This window comes from Streptomyces sp. ISL-1, from assembly GCF_018614585.1.
Lineage (GTDB): Bacteria > Actinomycetota > Actinomycetes > Streptomycetales > Streptomycetaceae > Streptomyces > Streptomyces maoxianensis.
The window spans coordinates 284,024-302,225 of the sequence record NZ_JAGGOI010000023.1 but is presented as its reverse complement, the minus strand read 5'-3'; the positions used below and the strand labels follow the sequence as shown (position 1 = coordinate 302,225).

Sequence of the window (18,202 nt, the reverse complement as noted above, 5' to 3'; positions counted from 1 at the left end):
GAGTAGGACACCGCCGAACAATTTTTAGCCCCAGTCCCCGGACCTTGTCCGGGGACTGGGGCATTTTTGCGTTCAAATCGCGTTGCTCAGAGGTGCGGGACGCGGTCAGTATCGGGAGATGGACTATGTCATTCGACCCGTACGCGCCGAGGAGTGGGCGAAGGCCCGGGAGATCCGGCTGGCCGCCCTGCGCGATCCAGCCGCGCCCATCGCCTTTCTGGAGACGTACGAGCAGGCCGTAGAGCGGCCCCACGGATTTTGGCAGGAGCGCACATCCAGAGCTGCCGAAGGGTTTGTAGGAAGGCAGTTCATCGCAGAGGCCACGGACGGGCAGTGGGCGGGCACGGTCAGCGTGCTGGTCGAACGGCCGGCGGGCGAGGTGCGGTTCGGTGAGGCTGCGAAGGTCGACCAGACGCATGTGGTCGCGGTGTTCGTACGGCCCGAGGCGCGTGGCGCGGGTGTCGCGGACGCGCTGTTCCGGGCAGCCATGGAGTGGTCGTGGGGGCTGGCCGGTCCGCCGGTGAAGCGGGTGCGGCTCTATGTGGACGAGCGCAATGCGCGGGCCGCGGCGTTCTACCGGCGGATGGGGTTCGTGGCGAGCGGGGACAGCGTGCCCGTGCCGGGCGATTCCACAGCACGGGAGCTGGAGCTGGAGGTTCTGCGTTAGGGGGTGCCGAATGGCTCGGGCCAGCGGGCGCGCGCCTGTTCGGCGGAGCGGAGCAGGACCAGGGTCGGCAGTCCCTGGTCCTGACCGGTTGCCAGCAGCTCCGGAAGCCGGGGAAGCGGAGCCACGGCGGCGACGTCGTCGAGGACGAGCGTCATTGGTGGGTCGAGCCGACCGTCAGATGACCGTGCGGCCATGCGGCGGCCGTGCTCGACCACGTCCGAGGCCAGTGCGGTGAGCAGAGGCATTGCGCCGGGGTGGGTTCGGGGGTCCTCAATGGGCTCCCCCACCAGGTAGATCGTGCCCCCTTCGTCAATAAATGATTCCAGGGTGAGCGAATCCGTTCGATTCGGCGTGCAGGCCTCGCGGATGTGGATCGAGGAGAGGGCCGAGAGGGCGCGAACCACCAACTGCTGGGCAATCTCCCGGCGTTCGGGGTGCGCGGTGAGCGCGGACTCGAGGAGGCCGGCGAGTCCGGCGGTGGCCTTGGGGTGCGTACGGAGGATGCGTACGGCGTCCTGGGCGCCGCCGCCGAGCGCCCAGCGGTGGAGGTGTTTGAACTGGCGGCCGTCCACGGCGGCGGCGTGCAGCCAGCAGCGCAGGAGTGTTTCGGCGGTGTCGGCCATGGCGGCGTCGAGGAGGGCGCGGGGTCGTACGGGGGCGAGTAGGGCGGTGGCGCGTGCCTGGGCGACGATGGGGTCTTCGCAGTGCGCGGTGGGGGACCAGTGCATGCGGGCGGGTGTGTCGCAGAGGTGCCCGGGGTCGTAGACGAGGACGGGGCCGAGCTTGGCCCGGGCGTCCTTGGTCTCGGCCCATACGGTGGGGTCGGAAGTGACGACGAGGGCGGGTCCGGCGGCTTCGAGCACGGCCTGGATGGTGGTGGGGCGACGGGTGGCGGGGTCGCCGTAGAGGAGACGCGGGGGGTGGGGCGCGGGGGCGCCCCACCCCTGCTCCGCAAGGCCCCCCGGGCTCGTGGCCCCGGGGGAAGGGTGCGCGGCTTCGTCGCTGCCCGCGGGCGTTCCCCACCTGCCCGCAACTGCCCCCTGTTGTGCCGGGTTCGGGACTGGGGTCTCGCCGGGGACCGTGCCAGGGGGCGGCCGGTCGGCGGGGGTGCTTTCGCGTACGCCCGTGCCTTGCTCCGCGACTGTGTGAGGGCCGGCGGCTCCTACGCGGGTGGCATCCCAGCCGCCTGCGGCCTGCGCTGCAACGCGCGGTTGGCGGTGGCCGTCACCCGGTTGCGTCGGGTCGGGGCCGTGGATGAGGTCCCGCCCGCCTGCCCCTTGCTCCGCAAGGCCGCTGCCCGCGGGCGCAGTTGCCCATCCGCCCGCCGCTCCCGCACCCGGTTGCGCCGGGTTGGGGCCGACGGCCTCGCCATGGGCCGCTGGGGCGGCTTCCAAGTTGCCCGTGGACTCTCCCGCGCGCCGGTTGGCTTCCGCTCCGAGGCGCGCGCCCGACACCGCGCCGCGGCCTTTCGCCGTCGTACCTTGCCTTTGTCCCGCGCGGACCGCTCGCCAGCGGGCCAGTGTTCCCAGGGCGAATACCGTCAGGACCACCAGCACCATCAGCTCGCCGATCGCCAGGCCCCAGAACAGGCCGTAGCCCGAAAGCTCCTCCGCCGGCGTCCCGGGCCAAGCGGCCGGGAGATCGTGCGGTTTCGACGCCAGCGCGCGCATCGCCACCGGCGTGTTGGTGAAAGTGACGCCCTTCGGCCACGCACCGTGCGCCAGTACGCCGGCCAGACCCGTCGCCGTCCAGACCAGCAGCGTCAGGCCGAGCAGAAAGCCGAGCAGGCCCACCAACAGGCCGTCCGGGATGCCGCGTTCGTCCTCGGGCTGGTGGTGGTGACGGTTGCGCATGTCATGCCACCGTTGACTCGGAGGACGCGCCGAGCTGCTGCTGCTCGATCAGGGCCGCGCGCTGCTCCGCCTCCCACTCCGCGGCCTGTACGTCCTCGGGCAGCGCGGGTCCCGACGACTCCGTCATCGCCCGGTCCGTGAAGACCAGTGGTCTCTCCGCCTCCGTCACCAAGTGTTTGACCACCTGGACATTGCCGTTGACGTCCCAGACCGCGATGCCGGGGGTGAGCGTGGGGATGATCTCGACGGCCCAGCGCGGAAGGCCGAGCACCCGCCCCGTCGCTCTCGCCTCGTCCGCCTTCTGTGCGTAGATCGTCCGCGTCGACGCCATCTTCAGGATCGCCGCCGCCTCCCGGGCCGCCGCGCCGTCGACCACGTCCGAGAGGTGGTGGACCACGGCCACGAAGGAAAGGCCGAGGCGCCGGCCGAACTTCAGCAGGCGCTGGAAGAGCTGGGCGACAAACGGGCTGTTGATGATGTGCCAGGCCTCCTCGACCAGGAAGATCCGTTTCTTCCGGTCGGGGCGGATCCAGGTGTGCTCCAGCCACACACCCACGATCGCCATCAGGATCGGCATGGCGATGGAGTTGCGGTCGATGTGGGAGAGGTCGAAGACGATCAGAGGCGCGTCGAGGTCGATCCCGACCGTCGTCGGGCCGTCGAACATGCCCCGCAGGTCACCGTCGACCAGCCGGTCCAGCACCAGCGCCACGTCCAGACCCCACGCGCGTACATCGTCTATGTCGACGTTCATCGCCTCGGCGGAGTCCGGCTCGGGGTGCCGCAGCTGGTCCACGATGTCCGTCAGTACCGGCTGGCGGTCGACGATCGTCTCGTTGACGTACGCATGCGCCACCTTCAGGGCGAAGCCGGACCGCTCGTCCAGGCCGTGTCCCATCGCGACCTCGATGATGGTCCTCAAGAGCGCGAGCTGGCCGGTCGTGGTGATCGCCGGGTCCAGCGGGTTCAACCGGATCCCGCCGTCCAGCGCCGTCATCGGGTCGAGCCGGATGGGAGTTATCCCCAGCTCCTGGGCGACGAGATTCCACTCGCCCACCCCGTCCTCGCCCTGCGCGTCCAGCACCACCACCTGGCGGTCGCGGAAGCGCAACTGCCGTAGCACGTAGGTCTTCTCCAGCGCCGACTTGCCGTTCCCGGACTCGCCGAGCACCAGCCAGTGGGGGGCCGGCAACTGCTGGCCGTACAGCTGGAAGGGGTCGTAGATATAGCCCTTTCCGCTGTACACCTCGCGACCGATGATCACGCCCGAGTCGCCGAGGCCCGGCGCGGCGGTGGGGAGGTAGACGGCCTGTGCCTGGCCCGTTGACGTACGCACCGGAAGTCGGGTCGTCTCGACCTTCCCGAACAGGAAGGAGGTGAAGGCATCTGTGAAGACGGACAGCGGATCTCGCATGGCGGACTGCCCTCTCGTCAGCGTCGGATGCCGGTCGCGAACGGCAAGGTGTTCACAAAGGCACGGTGGTGCTCGCGGTCGCACCACTCCAGCTTCAGATACGACTTGCCGGCCGAGGCTCTGATCGTCCGCTTGTCGCGAGCCAACGCCTCCGGCGACCGCGAAGACACTGTGATGTACCCGACAAGGTTGACACCGGCCGCACCGCTGGCGAGATCTTCACCCCTCTGGTCGAGTCGGCCGTGCGCGGCGATGTCGCGCGGGTCGACGGTCCGGTTCATCTTGGCGGCGCGGCTGGCGTCCGCCTCGTCGTTGGTCTTCTCGGTCAGCATCCGCTCGATGGCGACCTCGGTGGGCTCCAGGTCCATACAGACCGCGACCGTACGGATCACATCCGGGGTGTGGACGAGCAGCGGGGCGAGGAAGTTGACGCCGACCGGGGTCATCGGCCACTCCTTCACCCAGGCGGTCGAGTGGCACCAGGGCGCGCGGGTGGACGACTCCCGGGTCTTCGCCTGGAGGTAGGTGGGCTGCATGGCGTCCAGCTCGGCGGGCCAGGCGTTCCGTTTCGTCATCGCCTGGATGTGGTCGATGGGGTGGTCGGGGTCGTACATCGAGTGCACGAGGGAGGCGAGCCGGCCCTGACCGAGCGGCTGACGGACCCGGATGTCGGCCTCGGCGAGGCGGGCGCAGATGTCCGTGAGCTCGCGGGCCATGACGACGGCGAGGCCCGTGTCCTTGTCGAGCTTGCGCGACTTCGAACCCGTGGCGTGGCGGGCGGCGCGGGCCATGGCGTGCGCCTCGGCGGCCAGCTCGCGGGTGTAGTGCATACAGGCGACGAGGTACGCGCGGTGCTGCTCGCTGGAGGTGGAGACCATCGACTGCAGCTGGTCGTACGACTCGCGCAGCCAGCCGGGCGTCTGCTGGTCGCCGCGCTGGGCGACATCCTTTGCGTGCGCGTCGGGGTCGGCGGGCAGCGTACGGGCCAGCATCTGAAGGCGGGTCACAAAGCCGTCGCCGTTGGCCACATGCTTCAGCAGCGTGCCGAAGCGGTCGACGAGGGCCTCCTGGTCCTCGCTGTCGCGCAGCCCGACGCCCGGGCCCTCGATCTCGATGGCGGCGGTGACCGTACGGCGGTCGGCGTGCAGCAGCACGGCGATCTCGTCCGGGCCGAAGGGGGCCGCGAGCCAGTTGATCCGGCCGATGCCCGGGGGCGGGCCGACCTCGATCTCACGCCCGTCGAGCCGGATGCCGGCCTCGGCGGCCCGGGAGCGGTAGAGGGTGCCGCTGCGCAGAGTGCGCTTGTAACTGCGGTTGATCTCGAACCACTTGTAGAAGGTGCGGTGCTTGTACGGGACGTACACGGCGGCGAGCGCGAGGAGCGGGAAGCCCATCAGCAGCACGATCCGCAGGGACAGGACGGGGACCAGCAGCCCGCTCATCATGCCGAGGAACGCGCCGGCGATGATCAGCGCGATCTCGCCGGTCTCGCGGTTCTTGCCGACGATCGCGTTCGGCCGGGCCCGGCCGATGAGATACGTACGGCGGGGCGTGATCGGATGGGACTGGGTCGTCAACGCCCTCCACCTCCTGTGCTCTTGCGGTTGCTGTGCGGGGTGCCGGTGCCGGGTGTGCTGCTACGGGGTGGGGGCGCCGCGGGGGCAGGTCCGCCGCCTCCGCCGCCGCCCGCTCGGGGGTTGCGGCTGCTGTGCGCGGCGACGCCACCGCTGAGGGGGTTGGCCGGGCGTGGGGCGCTGCCGCCGCTGTCGCCTCCGCCGCCCTGGTTGCCGCGGCTGCTGTGGGTCTTGATGCCTTGCGAGACGAGGGCGGCGGGGGAGCTGATGACGGCGGCCGCGGCGTTCTCGGCGCCGTTCTGCAGGCGGTTGTTGCGGGAGGCGGCGATCTCGTCGCCGAAGCCGGGGACGAAGCGGTAGATCATCGCGGAGGCGAAGATGGCGAGCAGGATGATCGCGAGTCCGGAGACGACGGCGGAGAAGGAGTCGGGGCCCTTGTCCGCGGCGAGGGCGCCGGCGAGTCCGAGGACGATGACGATGACCGGCTTGACCAGGATGACGGCGATCATGATCCCGGCCCAGCGGCGTACGTGCCCCCACATGTTCTTGTCGACGAGTCCGGCGTAGACGACGACGCCGAGGAGGGCGCCGACGTAGAGGAGGACGGCGCGGATGAACAGCTCGAGGTAGAGCACGCCGGCGGCGAGGACCGTGACGAGCGAGACGACGATGAGCATGATCGGTCCGCCGCCGATGCTGTCGCCCTTCTGGAGGGCGTCCTTGAAACTCCCGAAGAAGACGTCGGTCTGCTGGCCGGTGCCGGAGGCGATGACCTCGGTGACGGCGTCGGTGGCGGAGACGAGGGTGTAGAGGATCAGGGGCGTGAAGGCGGAGGCGAGGACGGTGAGCCAGAGGAAGCCGATGGCTTCGCCGATGGCGGTGGTGAGGGGGACGCCGCGGATGGCGCGCTTGGCGACGGCGAGGAGCCAGAGGATGAGGGTGAGGATGGTGGCCGCGGCGAAGACGATGGCGTAGCGGGCGAGGAAGGCGGAGTTGGTGAAGTCGACCTCGGCGGTGGACTTCACGGCGTTGGAGAGGACGTCGACGATTTTGACGGCGGCGTCGGCGCAGCCGCGGGCGAGGGAGGCGAGGGGGTCCAGGGCGGTGGTGGGGTCGGGGGGGCCGGTGCGGCTGGCGCCGCCGGGCTCCCCGTTGTCGCAGTAGTCCCGCGCGGGGCCGGCGATGAGCCCACACGGGTTGCTGCTCTGGGTCGGCGTGGGCGTCGGCGTCGGCGCTGCGGCAGCCTGGGCCGCATACATGAACGCCGCGGTCTGGACGGCCACCAAGGCGGTCACGATGGAGCCCATACGAGGGTGAGGGTTAACGGGCATACGTGAACCCTCCGAATTCGGTGACCGCGGCGGCGATTTCGTCGGATCCGGACACGGGGTTGTCACCGGTGACCGGTGTTGGGCCCGTCTTCTGGCCGGTCGCCAGTACTTTCCAGTCGGACCCGTTCCACTTCAGCTTGACGCTTACCGTGAACCAGCCGCTCGTCACCGGCTTGGTGGACTTCTCGCCCGTCAGCCCGAACAGGCCCATGCACCAGACGTCGACATCGGCGGTCTCGCCCGTAAGGCCTTTGACCTTGGTGCCGGCGGGAAGGGTCCGGTTGACGAATGTGGAGCCTGCTGGGGCGGCGCCTTCGGCGTTGAGCCCGATCTGCGCGAGGAACGCGGGTGAGTAGTCGGCGTCGAACCCTGACCGAAGCTTGTCCAGCGTGCTGGAGTCGGCGATGGACTTCACGATCTCCTGTCGGCGCGCCTTGTTGAACATGCCGTCAGAACCAAGGGCAGCCGCATAGTTCGCCGCCGCGCTCTGCGCCCCCTGCTCGTCCTTCGCGAACCCCGACGGAATCTCCCCGTTTTTCCCGGCCACCGGCCGCTCCCCCGTCGCCGCCGTAGGCGCCGTCGCGGCCTTCGGGCTGGCAGTTGACGGGGTTTCGTCGCCCCCGCCCTGGTTCGCGAAGGCGATAGCCGCGATCAGCAGCACCACGACGCCCACCACCGTGATCAGGGAGCGTGAGCTCCGGACCGGGCTGCGCGCGCCGCCGTAGACGTCCGTGTCGCCGCTGCCCGGCAGACGCGTACGCGTCTGGCCCGAGCCGCCGAAGCCCTCGTCCGTGCGGCCGCCCGGCTCGCCGCGGTAGCCGTTCTCGTCACCGAGGCTCATCTCGCGTATGCCCCCTCAACCGTTCGCAGTTCCACGTCGTACGACACGTAGTACGACGGTAGTCGTGCTGCTTCCCGCGCGGGCGCGGTGTGGTGACTCGACATCAGGGAGACGCAACCTCAAAGGGTGGGTCGGGCACGCTCGGAGAGGACAGGCGGGCGGGTCAGACAGCCATCCCGTACACGATGGTGAACAAAGTCCCCAGTGACCCGATGATGAAGACGCCGGTCAGCCCGGCGACGATCAGTCCCTTGCCCTGCTCGGCGCTGAAGGTGTCGCGAAGTGCCGTCGCGCCGATGCGCTGTTTGGCCGCGCCCCAGATCGCGATGCCGAGGCAGAGGAGGATGGCAATGGCCATCACGACCTCGACCATCACTCGCGCCTCGTTCCCCAGGCTCCCGAAAGGCCCCCAGTTCGGGGCGATTCCGCCGATGATGGTGGTGATGTCACCTTTTTCGGCTGCCAGGATCATGTAACTCACCGCCCCTGTTGGGTTGTTCAGTGCCCCTGCCCCTCGGCACGGGCCGTCGTTCTATCTTCGCTGATGAAATCGCCCGCGTAAGCCGACTTGGCGGGTCTCTTTACCCGATCTCCGCACGTATGACCGATCTCACGCCCTGACCTGCGGCGGCGGGGACCGGTTCGGCGTGATGAGTGCCTATGGTCACTCTGTGTATCACGGAGCGTGACTCCGGGCAATGACTGTCGTTGTCCCACCTCTGGGCGCTGACCCTCCCTCGTGGGAGGAGCGCAGCCGGCCCGGGTAGCTGTTCAGCTTGGGGCCGCCGTCGCCGGCAAGCTCGGCCCCCGGCGCCGAAGGCGGCCTCGAACCAACACCGCCCGTTCCAACACCGGCCATGATGAGGCGAGTTGGATTCCGCGGAGTTGGATATCTTGGACCGTGTGAGCGACAACGAGCATTTACTCGCCAGGATCGACACCACGCGCCCCCACACCGCCCGTATCTGGAACTACTGGACCGGCGGCAAGGACAACTACCTCGTCGACCGCGAGGCCGGGGACCAGATTCGCAGGCTCCACCCCGGCATCGGTGACTACGCCCTCGCCGACAGGCGGTTCCTGGGGCGGGCCGTGCGCCATCTGGCAGCGGATGTCGGCATCCGGCAGTTCCTCGACATCGGGACAGGGCTGCCCAGCGCCGACAACACCCATGAGGTGGCTCAGCGGGCGCTGCCCGAGGCGCGGATCGTGTACGTGGACAACGACCCTCTCGTCCTCGCGCAGGCCCGTGCCCTGCTCGTCGGTACGCCCGAGGGGCTCACCGACTATCTCGATGCCGATCTGCGGGACGTCGACACCATCCTGGAACGCGCCGCCGCCACGCTCGACTTCTCGCAGCCCGTCGCGCTGATGCTGCTCGGGGTGGTGATCTTCATCGGGGACGACGAGGAGTCGTACGGAATCGTCCGCCGTCTCATGGACGCGCTGCCCGCAGGCAGTCATCTCGTTCTCTCCCACACCATCACCAGTCCGGCGATGCCCGATGTGGACGCCGCCGTCGTGTTCTGGAACGAGCACGGCACGCCCAGGCTCACCCAGCGCACGCCGCAACAGCTCACGCGGTACTTCGACGGGCTCGACATGCTGGAGCCCGGTCTGGTGTCGTGTTCACGCTGGCGGCCGGAGGCGGCCGGTGGCGAAGAGCCCGACGAGGTCGCCATGTTCGGCGGTGTCGGACGCAAACCGTAGACGGCAGGTCGTAGAACGCAAGGCAAGACGCAGAGCGAGGACGCATATCCAGGACGCGAACCGTAGGCGCGTGGGCGGAAACGGGCTGGAACGCGGCCCGGACGGAGGAGGGTTGAGGGCGTGCGAAAAGTCTGGATGGCCAGCGGGGTCGGGATCGGGCTGTGCCTGAGCTTCGTCGCGCTGCTCGTCGTCGGGACCTACTCCGCGGCCGCCGGGCTCATGGGCGGTGCGAACGGCGGGCGGGCGGTCGGGCTTGCCAAGGGAGCCGTGCCCGCGCTCTATCAGCCGCTCGTACAGAAGTGGGGCAACCTCTGCCCGGCCATCAACCCCGCGCTGCTCGCCGCCCAGCTGTACCAGGAGAGCGGCTGGAACCCCAGGGCGCAGAGTCCGGCCGCGGCCCAGGGCATCGCGCAGTTCATCCCCGGCACCTGGGCGACGCACGGCGTCGACGGGGACAAGGACGGGGACCGCGATGTCTGGGATCCGGCGGACGCGATTCCGTCTGCTGCTTCGTACGACTGTGAATTGGCTGGATACGTCAGTAAGGCGCCCGGCGATCCGACCGACAACATGCTCGCGGCGTACAACGCGGGCGCGTACGCCGTCATCAAGTACGGCGGCGTCCCTCCTTACCGCGAGACGCAGAATTATGTGAAGGTCATCCGCACCCTGGAGAAGAGTTTCGCCCGGCCCGTCGGAAGGGTCGAGCCGTCGCGGCAGGCCGCCGGCGCGATCTACTTCGCGCAGCAGAAGCTCGGGACGAAGTATCTGTGGGGCGGTAACGGCACTCCTGATCAGGGCGGACGTTTTGACTGTTCAGGGCTGACCCAGGCCGCGTACCGGACGGTGGGCATCGAGCTGCCACGGGTTGCGAACGATCAGTACAACGCAGGTCCGCATCCTTCGCGCGACGAACTCCTGCCGGGCGATCTGGTCTTCTTCTCGGACGACCTCGCCAACTCGCGGGCGATCCGGCACGTCGGGCTCTATGTTGGTGGCGGGTACATGATCAACGCGCCGTACACCGGAGCGGTGATCCGCTTCGACAAGATCGACACCCCGGACTACTTCGGTGCGACGAGGGTCACCGCGGATGGCGCGAAGGCGCTGCCCACACATCCCCCGGAAGCATGACGAACTGTTGGACGTGGCCGGAACTCTCCGCTAAGCCAGGGCCTTGAGCTGCGACGACGTGTCACCCTTCGATAACGTCATGGTGATCGTTCGGTGGAGAGTGGAACGTACACAGGGAGCAGGCCGTTCCCTGGACAGGGACAGCCGCACTGACCATGCAGCAGACACCGTAATGACCACGGGGGTTGATAGAGGCGGCGCACTGGAAAGGTGCGCCGCGCCAGGCGACAAGGCAAGGGGCCGCAGCAGATGGCTGGACTCGCGTCGGACGGTGTGAACCCCGATCTCAGCCTGCTCCATGACATCAACGGCCTGGCCAAGGACGCCCCGTCGTGGCTCGACCGCACCATGGAGTTCACCGGCGAGTACGGAATCATGCTTGCGATGGTCCTTGTGGTGTTCTGGTGCTGGTGGAGCGTGCGCCGGCGCGGCACCGCCGAGGACTCGGTCGTGGCGGTCGCCGGACTGATCTGGGCGCCGCTGGCCGCCGGGATCGCGCTCCTGGTCAACATCCCGATCCGCGGGTTCGTGGAGCGACCGCGGCCGTTCGTGGACCACCGGGGCATCGAGGTACTGGTGGCCGGCAAGACCGACTACTCCTTCGTCAGCGACCACGCCACGATGGCGATGGCGCTCGCCGCCGGCCTCTTCGTCGCACACCGGAAGTTCGGCTTCGCCGCGATCGGTCTGGCGCTGGCCGAGGGCTTTTGCCGGGTCTACATGGGCGTGCACTACCCCACCGACGTGGTCGGCGGCTTCGCGCTCGGCACGGCGGTGGCGCTGCTGCTCGCGCCCCTCGCGCTGGCGCTCCTTACGCCGGTGGTGTCGGCGGCCGCCGGATCGGAGCGGACCGGCCGGCTCGTACGGTCGAGGCGGGTGCCCGCCACCGGCTGGGCGGGCCGGCACGAGACGCTCGACATCCCGGAGCCGAGGACCGAGGGGTCCGGGGCCGGGGAGAACGATCTCGCGGCCTGACCGCGCATGACCCGGATGAACCGGACGGGCGGCGTGAACAGCTCGGGCCGAGCGAACCGCACGGGCAGTACGGGCCGAGCCAATCCGCGCGTGAACGGCTCCGGCCGGGAATCCGCGCGCGACACCCGCATGGGCCGCGCGCGACACCCGCGCGGCCCCAGCGTCTCGCGGCCCGTACGACCTACAGCGCCTGCGGGAAGTCGAAGAGCCTGTCCGGGTCGTACTGCTTCTTCAGCCGGGTGAGGCGGTCCGCGGCCGGCCCGTAGTAGGCCCGGCGCCAGTCGGTCAGCGTGGGATCGACGTAGTTCTGGTAGGCGGCCCCGGATGCGTAGCGGCGCATCGACGCATGGGTGCTTTTCAGCCACGCCTGTTGAGCGGAGCCGGGGGTGCCGGGGCGCCACGCTCCGATGTACTGGGCGAGCACCCTGGACCGCCGGTGCACGAACGACGTCGCCAGCGGGTCGACCCGGTTGATCGCCCCGCCCAGCGCGGTCAGCGCTATGGAGCCGCCGCCCCCGCCCTGGCTGGGTGCGATCCGGGTGAACGCCTCGGCCGCGGCGATCAGCGCCCGCAGCCCGGCCGGTGAGAGCTCGCGGTCGAAGAAGTCGGATGCCGCCGCGTACGTCTCACGCTGGAGCGCACCCTGTGTCGTACGGCCCGGAGTGGTGCCGGGCAGATGGCACTGGGCCTGGCTGAGAGTGGAGCAGCCCGCGTAGCCGAGCATCGAGTCCCGGTAGCTGCGGCGGCGCACCGAGACCGAGCGGGCGGGCGAGCCGGCCCGGTCGGCGAGGCGGTCGAGTGCGTTGCGCAGGTCGCTCTCGCTGCCGAGGGAGAACGCGGCGACCGAGAGCGTGGGCGCGCGGCCGCCGGGACCGGCCGCTAGATGCGCCGATGACCAGATCTCGTCCGGCTGGGCAGGTCCCCACTTCTGCCAGGCGGCGAGGACGGCCGCGGCTTTCGACCAGGGCCAGGTGAGGTAGGCGGTGACGGACGGCGGCGTGGGATGCGTACGGAAACGGAGCCGGGTCACCACGCCGAAGTTGCCGTTGCCGGCGCCGCGCAGCGCCCAGAACAGGTCCTTGTTCTCCTTCGCGCTCGCGGTCAGCACCTTGCCGTCGGCCGTGACGATGGTCGCGGAGGTGAGGCTGTCGCAGGTCAGACCGTACGCGCGGGAGGTGACGCCGTGCCCGCCGCCGAGGGTGAGCCCGGACACTCCGACCGAGGGGCAGGAGCCCGCGGGGATGGTGCGGCCGTTGCGGGCGAGGGTGTTGTACACGTCGATGAGCTTGGCGCCGGCGCCTATGGAGCCGTCGGGTGTGACGCGGTTCAGGGCGGATACGTCTATGACGAGCCGGCCGTTGCCTGAGGACCAACCGGCGTAGGAATGTCCGCCGTTGCGGATGGAGACGGGCGTGCGGTGGGCCCGGGCGTAGGCCAGGCACTCCTTGACGTCGTCCTCGCCCGCGACGTACGCGACGGCCGCGGGCTTCAGCGAGTCGAACCGGGTGTTGTAGAGCTGCCGCGCGGTCGGATACGCGGCGTCCCCGGGGCGTACGAGCTTCCCGTCGAGCCCGCGCGCGAGCGCGTTCCAGTCGGGGGCGGCGGCGGAGGAGGTGGTCCCCGGTCTCCCCCGCGAGGCGCTGCGGGTGGGTGTGTTCGCGGTGTTCGTGGTGGCCGCGGTCGCTCCGTCGCCGCCGCTGCCTGTGCAGGCAGCGGCGGTCAGAGCAACAGCGGTGGTGAGCAGCGCACGCCGGTCCATGGGGCCTCCTGGAGGACCAGACGGCTGTGCGGGGTGGTGGGTTCCGCGGGCGCGTGGGTTTTCGTCGCCCGTGATGAGGCCGGGATGCGCCGGGGGTGGGTCAGTGACCGTCCGTTTGGACCGATGTGTGCAACCCGGCGTCCGAACGCGCCCGTTCGCGGGAGCGGCGAGCCGGGCCGATCCAGCCGCAGGAGCACAGGGCGACTGCGAAGGAGCCGCGCTCCGTGGTGGAGGCGTGGTGAGGGGCCGGGGCGTCGCCGGGTGGGGCTTGCTTAGGCACCTGTCCACAGTACTGGGGCCGGGCGCAATGCGAGGCGTGGCAAGGAGAGGGAGGGGTCGGCGGCGTGACGAGGGGACGAGGCCGTCGTTATGCGGAGCGGGTGGGCGGTCTCGTACAAGCAGTGGTCCCGCGTTGGGGGTTGGCAGGCGATGGTGGTGCAGCAGCACAGGCGCAGGTGCGGGGCTTTCGCTGTCGCGGCCGCTGTACTGGGGGTGGTCGCGACCAGCGGCTGCTCCGGCGGCGGGGGCGCCGTCGCCGACGACCGGCCGGGCAGCGGACAGGCCGGTGAGACGCGGGCGGGTGAGGCGGGGGCAGGCCAGGCGCGAGGCGGTGAGGCGCGGGCCGACAAGACGCGGGCCGACCAGGTGCGCAAGGCCGCGGACGCACTCGCCGAGGCAAGGAGTTCCAAGGCCCGCACGTCCATGGAGACGGCAACCGGCGGGACCCGGGTGACCATCCGGGGCGAGGGCGGTTACGACTTCGTGCGGCGGATGGGGCAGCTCACCGTCGTACTGCCCAAGGGCCCGGCGGGTGCGGACGAGCACCGTCCGGTCACCGAACTGCTGGCCCCCGGCGCGCTGTACATGAAGAACCGCGGCGCGGGCGTGCCCGTGGACAAGTGGGTACGAATCGACACAACCACCCTTGAGGACGGGAACCTGGTCACCGGCGGCGCCACCGATCCGCTCGCCGCCGCAGAACTGCTGCGCAGCGCGCGGGACGTGACGTACGTCGGGGAGGAGAAGCTCGCCGGGACGAAGGTGTGGCACTACCGCGGCATCACGGACATCGCCCAGGCTGCCCGGGTCGCCGAGCCGCATGCGCGCGCCGCGCTGGCTGCCGCGGCGAAAGGGTTCGCCATGGACACCGTGCCGTTCGACGCGTATCTGGACGACGAGGGCCGACTGCGCAAGGTGCGCCACCGCTTCAGTTTCACCAATGAGACCGGTACGGTCGCCGTCACCTCGACGACGCTGCTGTACGACTTCGGGACGCCGGTCGCCGTGCGTCTGCCCGACCAACGGGACATTTACGCGGGGAAGATCAGGGCCTAAATGGTCCGGACGTGCCATGCGCAGCCCGTGCATCACTCCCTACGCTAGGAAGTCGGCACCGGCAGGAAGAGGTGAACGCACGTGGCTCCCCCCATTACGACGACCGTCCAGGACCACGTGGCCCTCGCCGAGATCGAGCTGTGTGGCGAGTTGATCATCGCGGCGTCGGCCGCGGATGAGGAACGGCTCAGCCCGGACCGTATCGACGAGGTGCTGAAGGTGGCAGCCGAGCGGCCTGGGCTCTCCCAGCCGGAATGACTCGGCAGGCGTGACCCGGGTGGAATGACCGGGCAGGAGTGAGCCGGGCAGGCGTGATTCGGCCGGAATGACCTGGCGGGACTGACCTGGCAGGACTGAACGCGGCACGGGGCGTGGTCGGGACGGTGTCGCGTCCCGACCGATGCGCGTACCGGCACGCGCATCAGGTACGAAGAAGGCGTGCGATCGCCTTCGTCGCCTCCTCGACCTTCGCGTCGATCTCCTCGCCGCCCTTGACCGCCGCGTCGGCGACGCAGTGCCGCAGATGCTCCTCGAGCAACTGGAGCGCAAAGGACTGCAGCGCTTTGGTGGACGCGGAGACCTGCGTGAGTATGTCGATGCAGTACACGTCCTCGTCGACCATCCGCTGCAGCCCGCGGATCTGGCCCTCGATCCGGCGCAGCCGCTTGAGGTGCTCGTCCTTCTGCTTGTGGTAACCGTGCACGCCGTGGTCGTGGTCCGTGACCGGGGGGCCGGCCGCCTCGGTGGTCGTCATCGCGTCCTCCCGTTGCCCACAGGGGTGTGGATACCCCTCGTGGGTATATCGTAACGAATCGTGCCGGATCGGTATCGGGGGCCCGTGCTGAGCACGGGGTTTGATGGGCGACACTGAGGAACGCCGGTTCCCCGTGGCCGGATGATGCGCCTAGCATCACCCTGACCGAAACCAAAGCACCCCGAGGACCCCACGTGCGTTTTCGTCTGACCCCCAGGGAGACGAGCTTCTATGACATGTTTGCCGCGTCCGCGGACAACATCGTCACGGGCTCCAAGCTCCTGATGGAACTGCTCGGAGCGGATTCGTCCGGCCGGGCCGAGATCGCCGAACGGATGCGGGCAGCGGAGCATGCGGGAGACGACGCCACGCATGCGATCTTCCACCAGCTGAACTCCTCTTTCATCACGCCGTTCGACCGCGAGGACATCTACAAACTCGCTTCGTCGCTCGACGACATCATGGACTTCATGGAGGAGGCCGTCGACCTGGTCGTGCTGTACCAGGTCGAGGAGCTGCCCAAGGGTGTGGAGCAGCAGATCGAGGTCCTGGCGCGGGCGGCCGAGCTGACGGCGGAGGCCATGCCGCATCTGCGGACCATGGAGAACCTCACCGAGTACTGGATCGAGGTCAACCGCCTCGAGAACCAGGCCGACCAGATTCACCGCAAGCTCCTTGCGACGCTCTTCAACGGTAAGTACGACGCCATCGAGGTGCTCAAGCTCAAGCAGATCGTGGATGTGCTGGAAGAGGCCGCGGACGCCTTCGAGCATGTTGCGAACACCGTGGAGACCATCGCGGTCAAGGAGTCCTGAACTTCGTGGACACCTTTGCGCTGATCGTGACCATTGGTGTCGCGCTCGGATTCACGTACACCAACGGCTTTCACGACTCCGCGAACGCGATCGCGACCTCGGTATCCACGCGCGCGCTGACGCCGCGCGCGGCGCTGGCGATGGCCGCGGTGATGAATCTCGCAGGTGCCTTCCTGGGGCAGGGCGTCGCCAAGACCGTCAGCGAGGGGCTCATCGAGACGCCCCACGGCTCGCGGGGCATGGGCATCCTCTTCGCGGCGCTGGTCGGCGCGATCGTATGGAACCTGGTCACCTGGTACTTCGGACTGCCCTCCTCCTCGTCCCACGCGCTGTTCGGCGGCATGGTGGGCGCGGCGCTGGCGGGCGGGACCGAGGTCATCTGGACGGGTGTGCTCGAGAAGGTCGTCATCCCGATGTTCGTCTCGCCGATCGTCGGTCTGGTCTGCGGCTATCTGGTGATGGTCGCGATCATGTGGATGTTCCGGCGGTCCAATCCGTCCAAGGCCAAGCGCGGCTTTCGCATAGCCCAGACGGTCTCGGCGGCGGCCATGGCGCTCGGGCACGGCCTCCAGGACGCGCAGAAGACGATGGGCATCGTGGTGATGGCCCTGGTCATCGCCGATGTGGAGAACCAGGGCGACGAGATTCCGGTCTGGGTCAAGATCGCCTGCGCGATGATGCTCTCGCTCGGTACCTACGCGGGTGGATGGCGCATCATGCGGACGCTCGGGCGCAAGATCATCGAACTTGATCCGCCACAGGGGTTCGCGGCGGAGACTACGGGGGCGTCGATCATGTTCGGCTCGGCGTTCCTGTTCCATGCGCCGATCTCGACGACACATGTGATCACCTCGGCGATCATGGGTGTGGGGGCGACGAAGCGGGTGAACGCGGTCCGCTGGGGTGTCGCCAAGAACATCGTCATGGGGTGGTTCGTCACGATGCCGGCTGCCGCGATGGTCGCGGCGCTGAGCTATGGCGTGGTCTACCTGGTCTTCGGCTGACCGTCGCGGTCGGCGGTACGCCCTTCGGGGGTGTCCTCAATTGCCGGGCGTGCTGGATTTCCCGCCCGGAACCGGCTTCTCCATCTCCCGCAGACTTCGTCCGGTGGAGCTCCCTCAACGCCCCCTGGCCCACGGCAACCCCGGACCCGGTGACTGAACAGATGTGGGCCCGCCCCCCTGGGAGAGGGGGGCGGGCCCTTCGCCTTGCGGTGGCACCGCCATGCAGCACCGCAGGACGGGCTGTGGGTCCGGCCTAGCCGAAGCGGCCGGAGATGTAGTCCTCGGTCGCCTGCACGGACGGGTTCGCGAAGATCCGCTCCGTCTCGTCTATCTCGATCAGCTTGCCGGGCTGGCCGACCGCCGACAGGTTGAAGAACGCCGTACGGTCCGAGACGCGCGCCGCCTGCTGCATGTTGTGCGTCACGATGACGATCGTGAAGCGCTCCTTCAGCTCACCGATCAGGTCCTCGATCGCAAGGGTCGAGATCGGGTCCAGCGCCGAGCACGGCTCGTCCATCAGCAGCACATCCGGCTCGACCGCGATCGCGCGGGCGATGCACAGACGCTGCTGCTGGCCGCCGGAGAGGCTGGAGCCGGGCTTGTTCAGCCGGTCCTTGACCTCGTTCCAGAGGTTCGAGCCCTTGAGGGACTTCTCGACGACCTCTGCCAGCCGGTTCTTCTTGTACGAGCCGTTCAGCCGCAGGCCCGCCGCGACATTGTCGAAGATCGACATCGTCGGGAAGGGGTTCGGCCGCTGGAAGACCATGCCGACCGTACGGCGTACGGCGACGGGGTCCACGGCGGAGCCGTACAGGTTCTCGTCGTCCAGCAGCACCTTGCCCTCGACGCGGCCACCGGGGGTGACCTCGTGCATCCGGTTCAGGGTGCGCAGGAAGGTGGACTTGCCGCAGCCGGAGGGGCCGATGAAGGCCGTCACGGAGCGGGGCTCCACGGTCATCGAGATGTCCTCGATCGCCTTGTGGGAGCCGTAGAAGGCTGAGAGGCCGCTGACGTCGATGCGCTTGGCCATGTGAAT

General features: G+C 69.2%; 17 protein-coding genes. 8 read left to right on the top strand and 9 right to left on the bottom strand.

The genetic code is table 11. From position 1 onward, the window contains the following. Positions 1-118 precede the first annotated feature (118 nt). Positions 119-667, top strand: coding sequence for a GNAT family N-acetyltransferase (locus J7E87_RS18175; RefSeq protein ID WP_215095160.1), 549 nt, complete (start codon positions 119-121; stop codon positions 665-667). On the opposite strand, the gene J7E87_RS18170 is transcribed toward J7E87_RS18175, so the two are convergent. The 6 genes from J7E87_RS18170 to J7E87_RS18145 all read right to left on the bottom strand — a co-directional run bounded on the left by J7E87_RS18170 (position 664) and on the right by J7E87_RS18145 (position 8,152). Beyond that, entirely contained in the window at positions 664-2,520 is a 1,857-nt protein-coding gene (locus tag J7E87_RS18170) for a type VI secretion protein (RefSeq protein WP_215095158.1), read from the bottom strand. The two genes, J7E87_RS18175 and J7E87_RS18170, sit on opposite strands and share 4 nt — an antisense overlap. A 1-nt stretch (position 2,521) precedes the next feature. Then, entirely contained in the window at positions 2,522-3,934 is a 1,413-nt protein-coding gene (locus J7E87_RS18165; protein WP_215095156.1) for an ATP-binding protein, read from the bottom strand. Between the two features lie 17 nt (positions 3,935-3,951). Further along, on the bottom strand, positions 3,952-5,511 hold the full coding sequence (locus tag J7E87_RS18160; RefSeq protein ID WP_215095154.1) for an SCO6880 family protein: 1,560 nt from the start codon (positions 5,509-5,511) through the stop codon (positions 3,952-3,954). Beyond that, entirely contained in the window at positions 5,508-6,839 is a 1,332-nt protein-coding gene (locus J7E87_RS18155; protein WP_215095152.1) for a hypothetical protein, read from the bottom strand. Before J7E87_RS18155 ends, J7E87_RS18160 begins: the two co-directional genes overlap by 4 nt. Beyond that, positions 6,829-7,680 carry a hypothetical protein gene (locus tag J7E87_RS18150; protein ID WP_215095150.1) on the bottom strand — a complete coding sequence of 284 codons (852 nt, stop codon included), beginning with the start codon at positions 7,678-7,680 and terminating at the stop codon, positions 6,829-6,831. Before J7E87_RS18150 ends, J7E87_RS18155 begins: the two co-directional genes overlap by 11 nt. Before the next feature lie 163 nt (positions 7,681-7,843). Further along, positions 7,844-8,152 carry a hypothetical protein gene (locus tag J7E87_RS18145; RefSeq protein WP_215095148.1) on the bottom strand — a complete coding sequence of 103 codons (309 nt, stop codon included), beginning with the start codon at positions 8,150-8,152 and terminating at the stop codon, positions 7,844-7,846. 431 nt (positions 8,153-8,583) lie between these two features. Between J7E87_RS18145 and J7E87_RS18140 the strand changes: the two genes are divergently transcribed. The 3 genes from J7E87_RS18140 (at position 8,584) to J7E87_RS18130 (ending at position 11,499) form a co-directional block, all read left to right on the top strand. Further along, positions 8,584-9,390 carry an SAM-dependent methyltransferase gene (locus tag J7E87_RS18140; protein WP_308312966.1) on the top strand — a complete coding sequence of 269 codons (807 nt, stop codon included), beginning with the start codon at positions 8,584-8,586 and terminating at the stop codon, positions 9,388-9,390. Positions 9,391-9,525: 135 nt separating this feature from the next. Continuing rightward, positions 9,526-10,524 carry a bifunctional lytic transglycosylase/C40 family peptidase gene (locus J7E87_RS18135; RefSeq protein ID WP_215095216.1) on the top strand — a complete coding sequence of 333 codons (999 nt, stop codon included), beginning with the start codon at positions 9,526-9,528 and terminating at the stop codon, positions 10,522-10,524. Between the two features lie 249 nt (positions 10,525-10,773). Beyond that, entirely contained in the window at positions 10,774-11,499 is a 726-nt protein-coding gene (locus J7E87_RS18130; protein WP_215095145.1) for a phosphatase PAP2 family protein, read from the top strand. Between the two features lie 181 nt (positions 11,500-11,680). Here J7E87_RS18130 and J7E87_RS18125 read toward each other — a convergent pair whose 3' ends face one another. Then, positions 11,681-13,258 (bottom strand): FAD-binding oxidoreductase, encoded by a 1,578-nt coding sequence (locus J7E87_RS18125; RefSeq protein ID WP_215095143.1) that lies wholly within the window; start codon positions 13,256-13,258, stop codon positions 11,681-11,683. A gap of 429 nt (positions 13,259-13,687) precedes the next feature. Between J7E87_RS18125 and J7E87_RS18120 the strand changes: the two genes are divergently transcribed. After that, complete coding sequence (locus J7E87_RS18120) at positions 13,688-14,593, top strand: hypothetical protein (protein ID WP_215095141.1); 906 nt, start codon at positions 13,688-13,690, stop codon at positions 14,591-14,593. 81 nt (positions 14,594-14,674) lie between these two features. Then, positions 14,675-14,851, top strand: coding sequence for a hypothetical protein (locus tag J7E87_RS18115; RefSeq protein WP_215095140.1), 177 nt, complete (start codon positions 14,675-14,677; stop codon positions 14,849-14,851). Positions 14,852-15,014: 163 nt separating this feature from the next. Here J7E87_RS18115 and J7E87_RS18110 read toward each other — a convergent pair whose 3' ends face one another. After that, the gene (locus J7E87_RS18110) at positions 15,015-15,347 is read right to left on the bottom strand and encodes a metal-sensitive transcriptional regulator (RefSeq protein WP_251017580.1); all 333 of its coding nucleotides are present in this window, start codon (positions 15,345-15,347) and stop codon (positions 15,015-15,017) included. Between the two features lie 194 nt (positions 15,348-15,541). On the opposite strand from J7E87_RS18110, the gene J7E87_RS18105 reads away from it, so the two are divergent. Together J7E87_RS18105 and J7E87_RS18100 are read left to right on the top strand one after the other, a co-directional pair. Continuing rightward, positions 15,542-16,162 (top strand): DUF47 domain-containing protein, encoded by a 621-nt coding sequence (locus J7E87_RS18105; protein WP_215095138.1) that lies wholly within the window; start codon positions 15,542-15,544, stop codon positions 16,160-16,162. A gap of 5 nt (positions 16,163-16,167) precedes the next feature. After that, entirely contained in the window at positions 16,168-17,166 is a 999-nt protein-coding gene (locus tag J7E87_RS18100; RefSeq protein WP_215095136.1) for an inorganic phosphate transporter, read from the top strand. 253 nt (positions 17,167-17,419) lie between these two features. On the opposite strand, the gene pstB is transcribed toward J7E87_RS18100, so the two are convergent. Next, a complete protein-coding gene (gene pstB, locus J7E87_RS18095; RefSeq protein WP_215095134.1) occupies positions 17,420-18,196 on the bottom strand; it encodes a phosphate ABC transporter ATP-binding protein PstB in 777 nt (258 codons plus the stop codon). Positions 18,197-18,202 lie beyond the last annotated feature (6 nt).

Coding starts and splice junctions, on each gene's coding strand:
- J7E87_RS18175 (WP_215095160.1), top strand. CDS start 119: ATGGACTATGTCATTCGACCCGTACGCGCCGAGGAGTGGGCGAAGGCC.
- J7E87_RS18170 (WP_215095158.1), bottom strand. CDS start 2,520: ATGCGCAACCGTCACCACCACCAGCCCGAGGACGAACGCGGCATCCCG.
- J7E87_RS18165 (WP_215095156.1), bottom strand. CDS start 3,934: ATGCGAGATCCGCTGTCCGTCTTCACAGATGCCTTCACCTCCTTCCTG.
- J7E87_RS18155 (WP_215095152.1), bottom strand. CDS start 6,839: ATGCCCGTTAACCCTCACCCTCGTATGGGCTCCATCGTGACCGCCTTG.
- J7E87_RS18150 (WP_215095150.1), bottom strand. CDS start 7,680: ATGAGCCTCGGTGACGAGAACGGCTACCGCGGCGAGCCGGGCGGCCGC.
- J7E87_RS18145 (WP_215095148.1), bottom strand. CDS start 8,152: ATGATCCTGGCAGCCGAAAAAGGTGACATCACCACCATCATCGGCGGA.
- J7E87_RS18135 (WP_215095216.1), top strand. CDS start 9,526: ATGGCCAGCGGGGTCGGGATCGGGCTGTGCCTGAGCTTCGTCGCGCTG.
- J7E87_RS18130 (WP_215095145.1), top strand. CDS start 10,774: ATGGCTGGACTCGCGTCGGACGGTGTGAACCCCGATCTCAGCCTGCTC.
- J7E87_RS18125 (WP_215095143.1), bottom strand. CDS start 13,258: ATGGACCGGCGTGCGCTGCTCACCACCGCTGTTGCTCTGACCGCCGCT.
- J7E87_RS18120 (WP_215095141.1), top strand. CDS start 13,688: ATGGTGGTGCAGCAGCACAGGCGCAGGTGCGGGGCTTTCGCTGTCGCG.
- J7E87_RS18110 (WP_251017580.1), bottom strand. CDS start 15,347: ATGACGACCACCGAGGCGGCCGGCCCCCCGGTCACGGACCACGACCAC.
- pstB (WP_215095134.1), bottom strand. CDS start 18,196: ATGGCCAAGCGCATCGACGTCAGCGGCCTCTCAGCCTTCTACGGCTCC.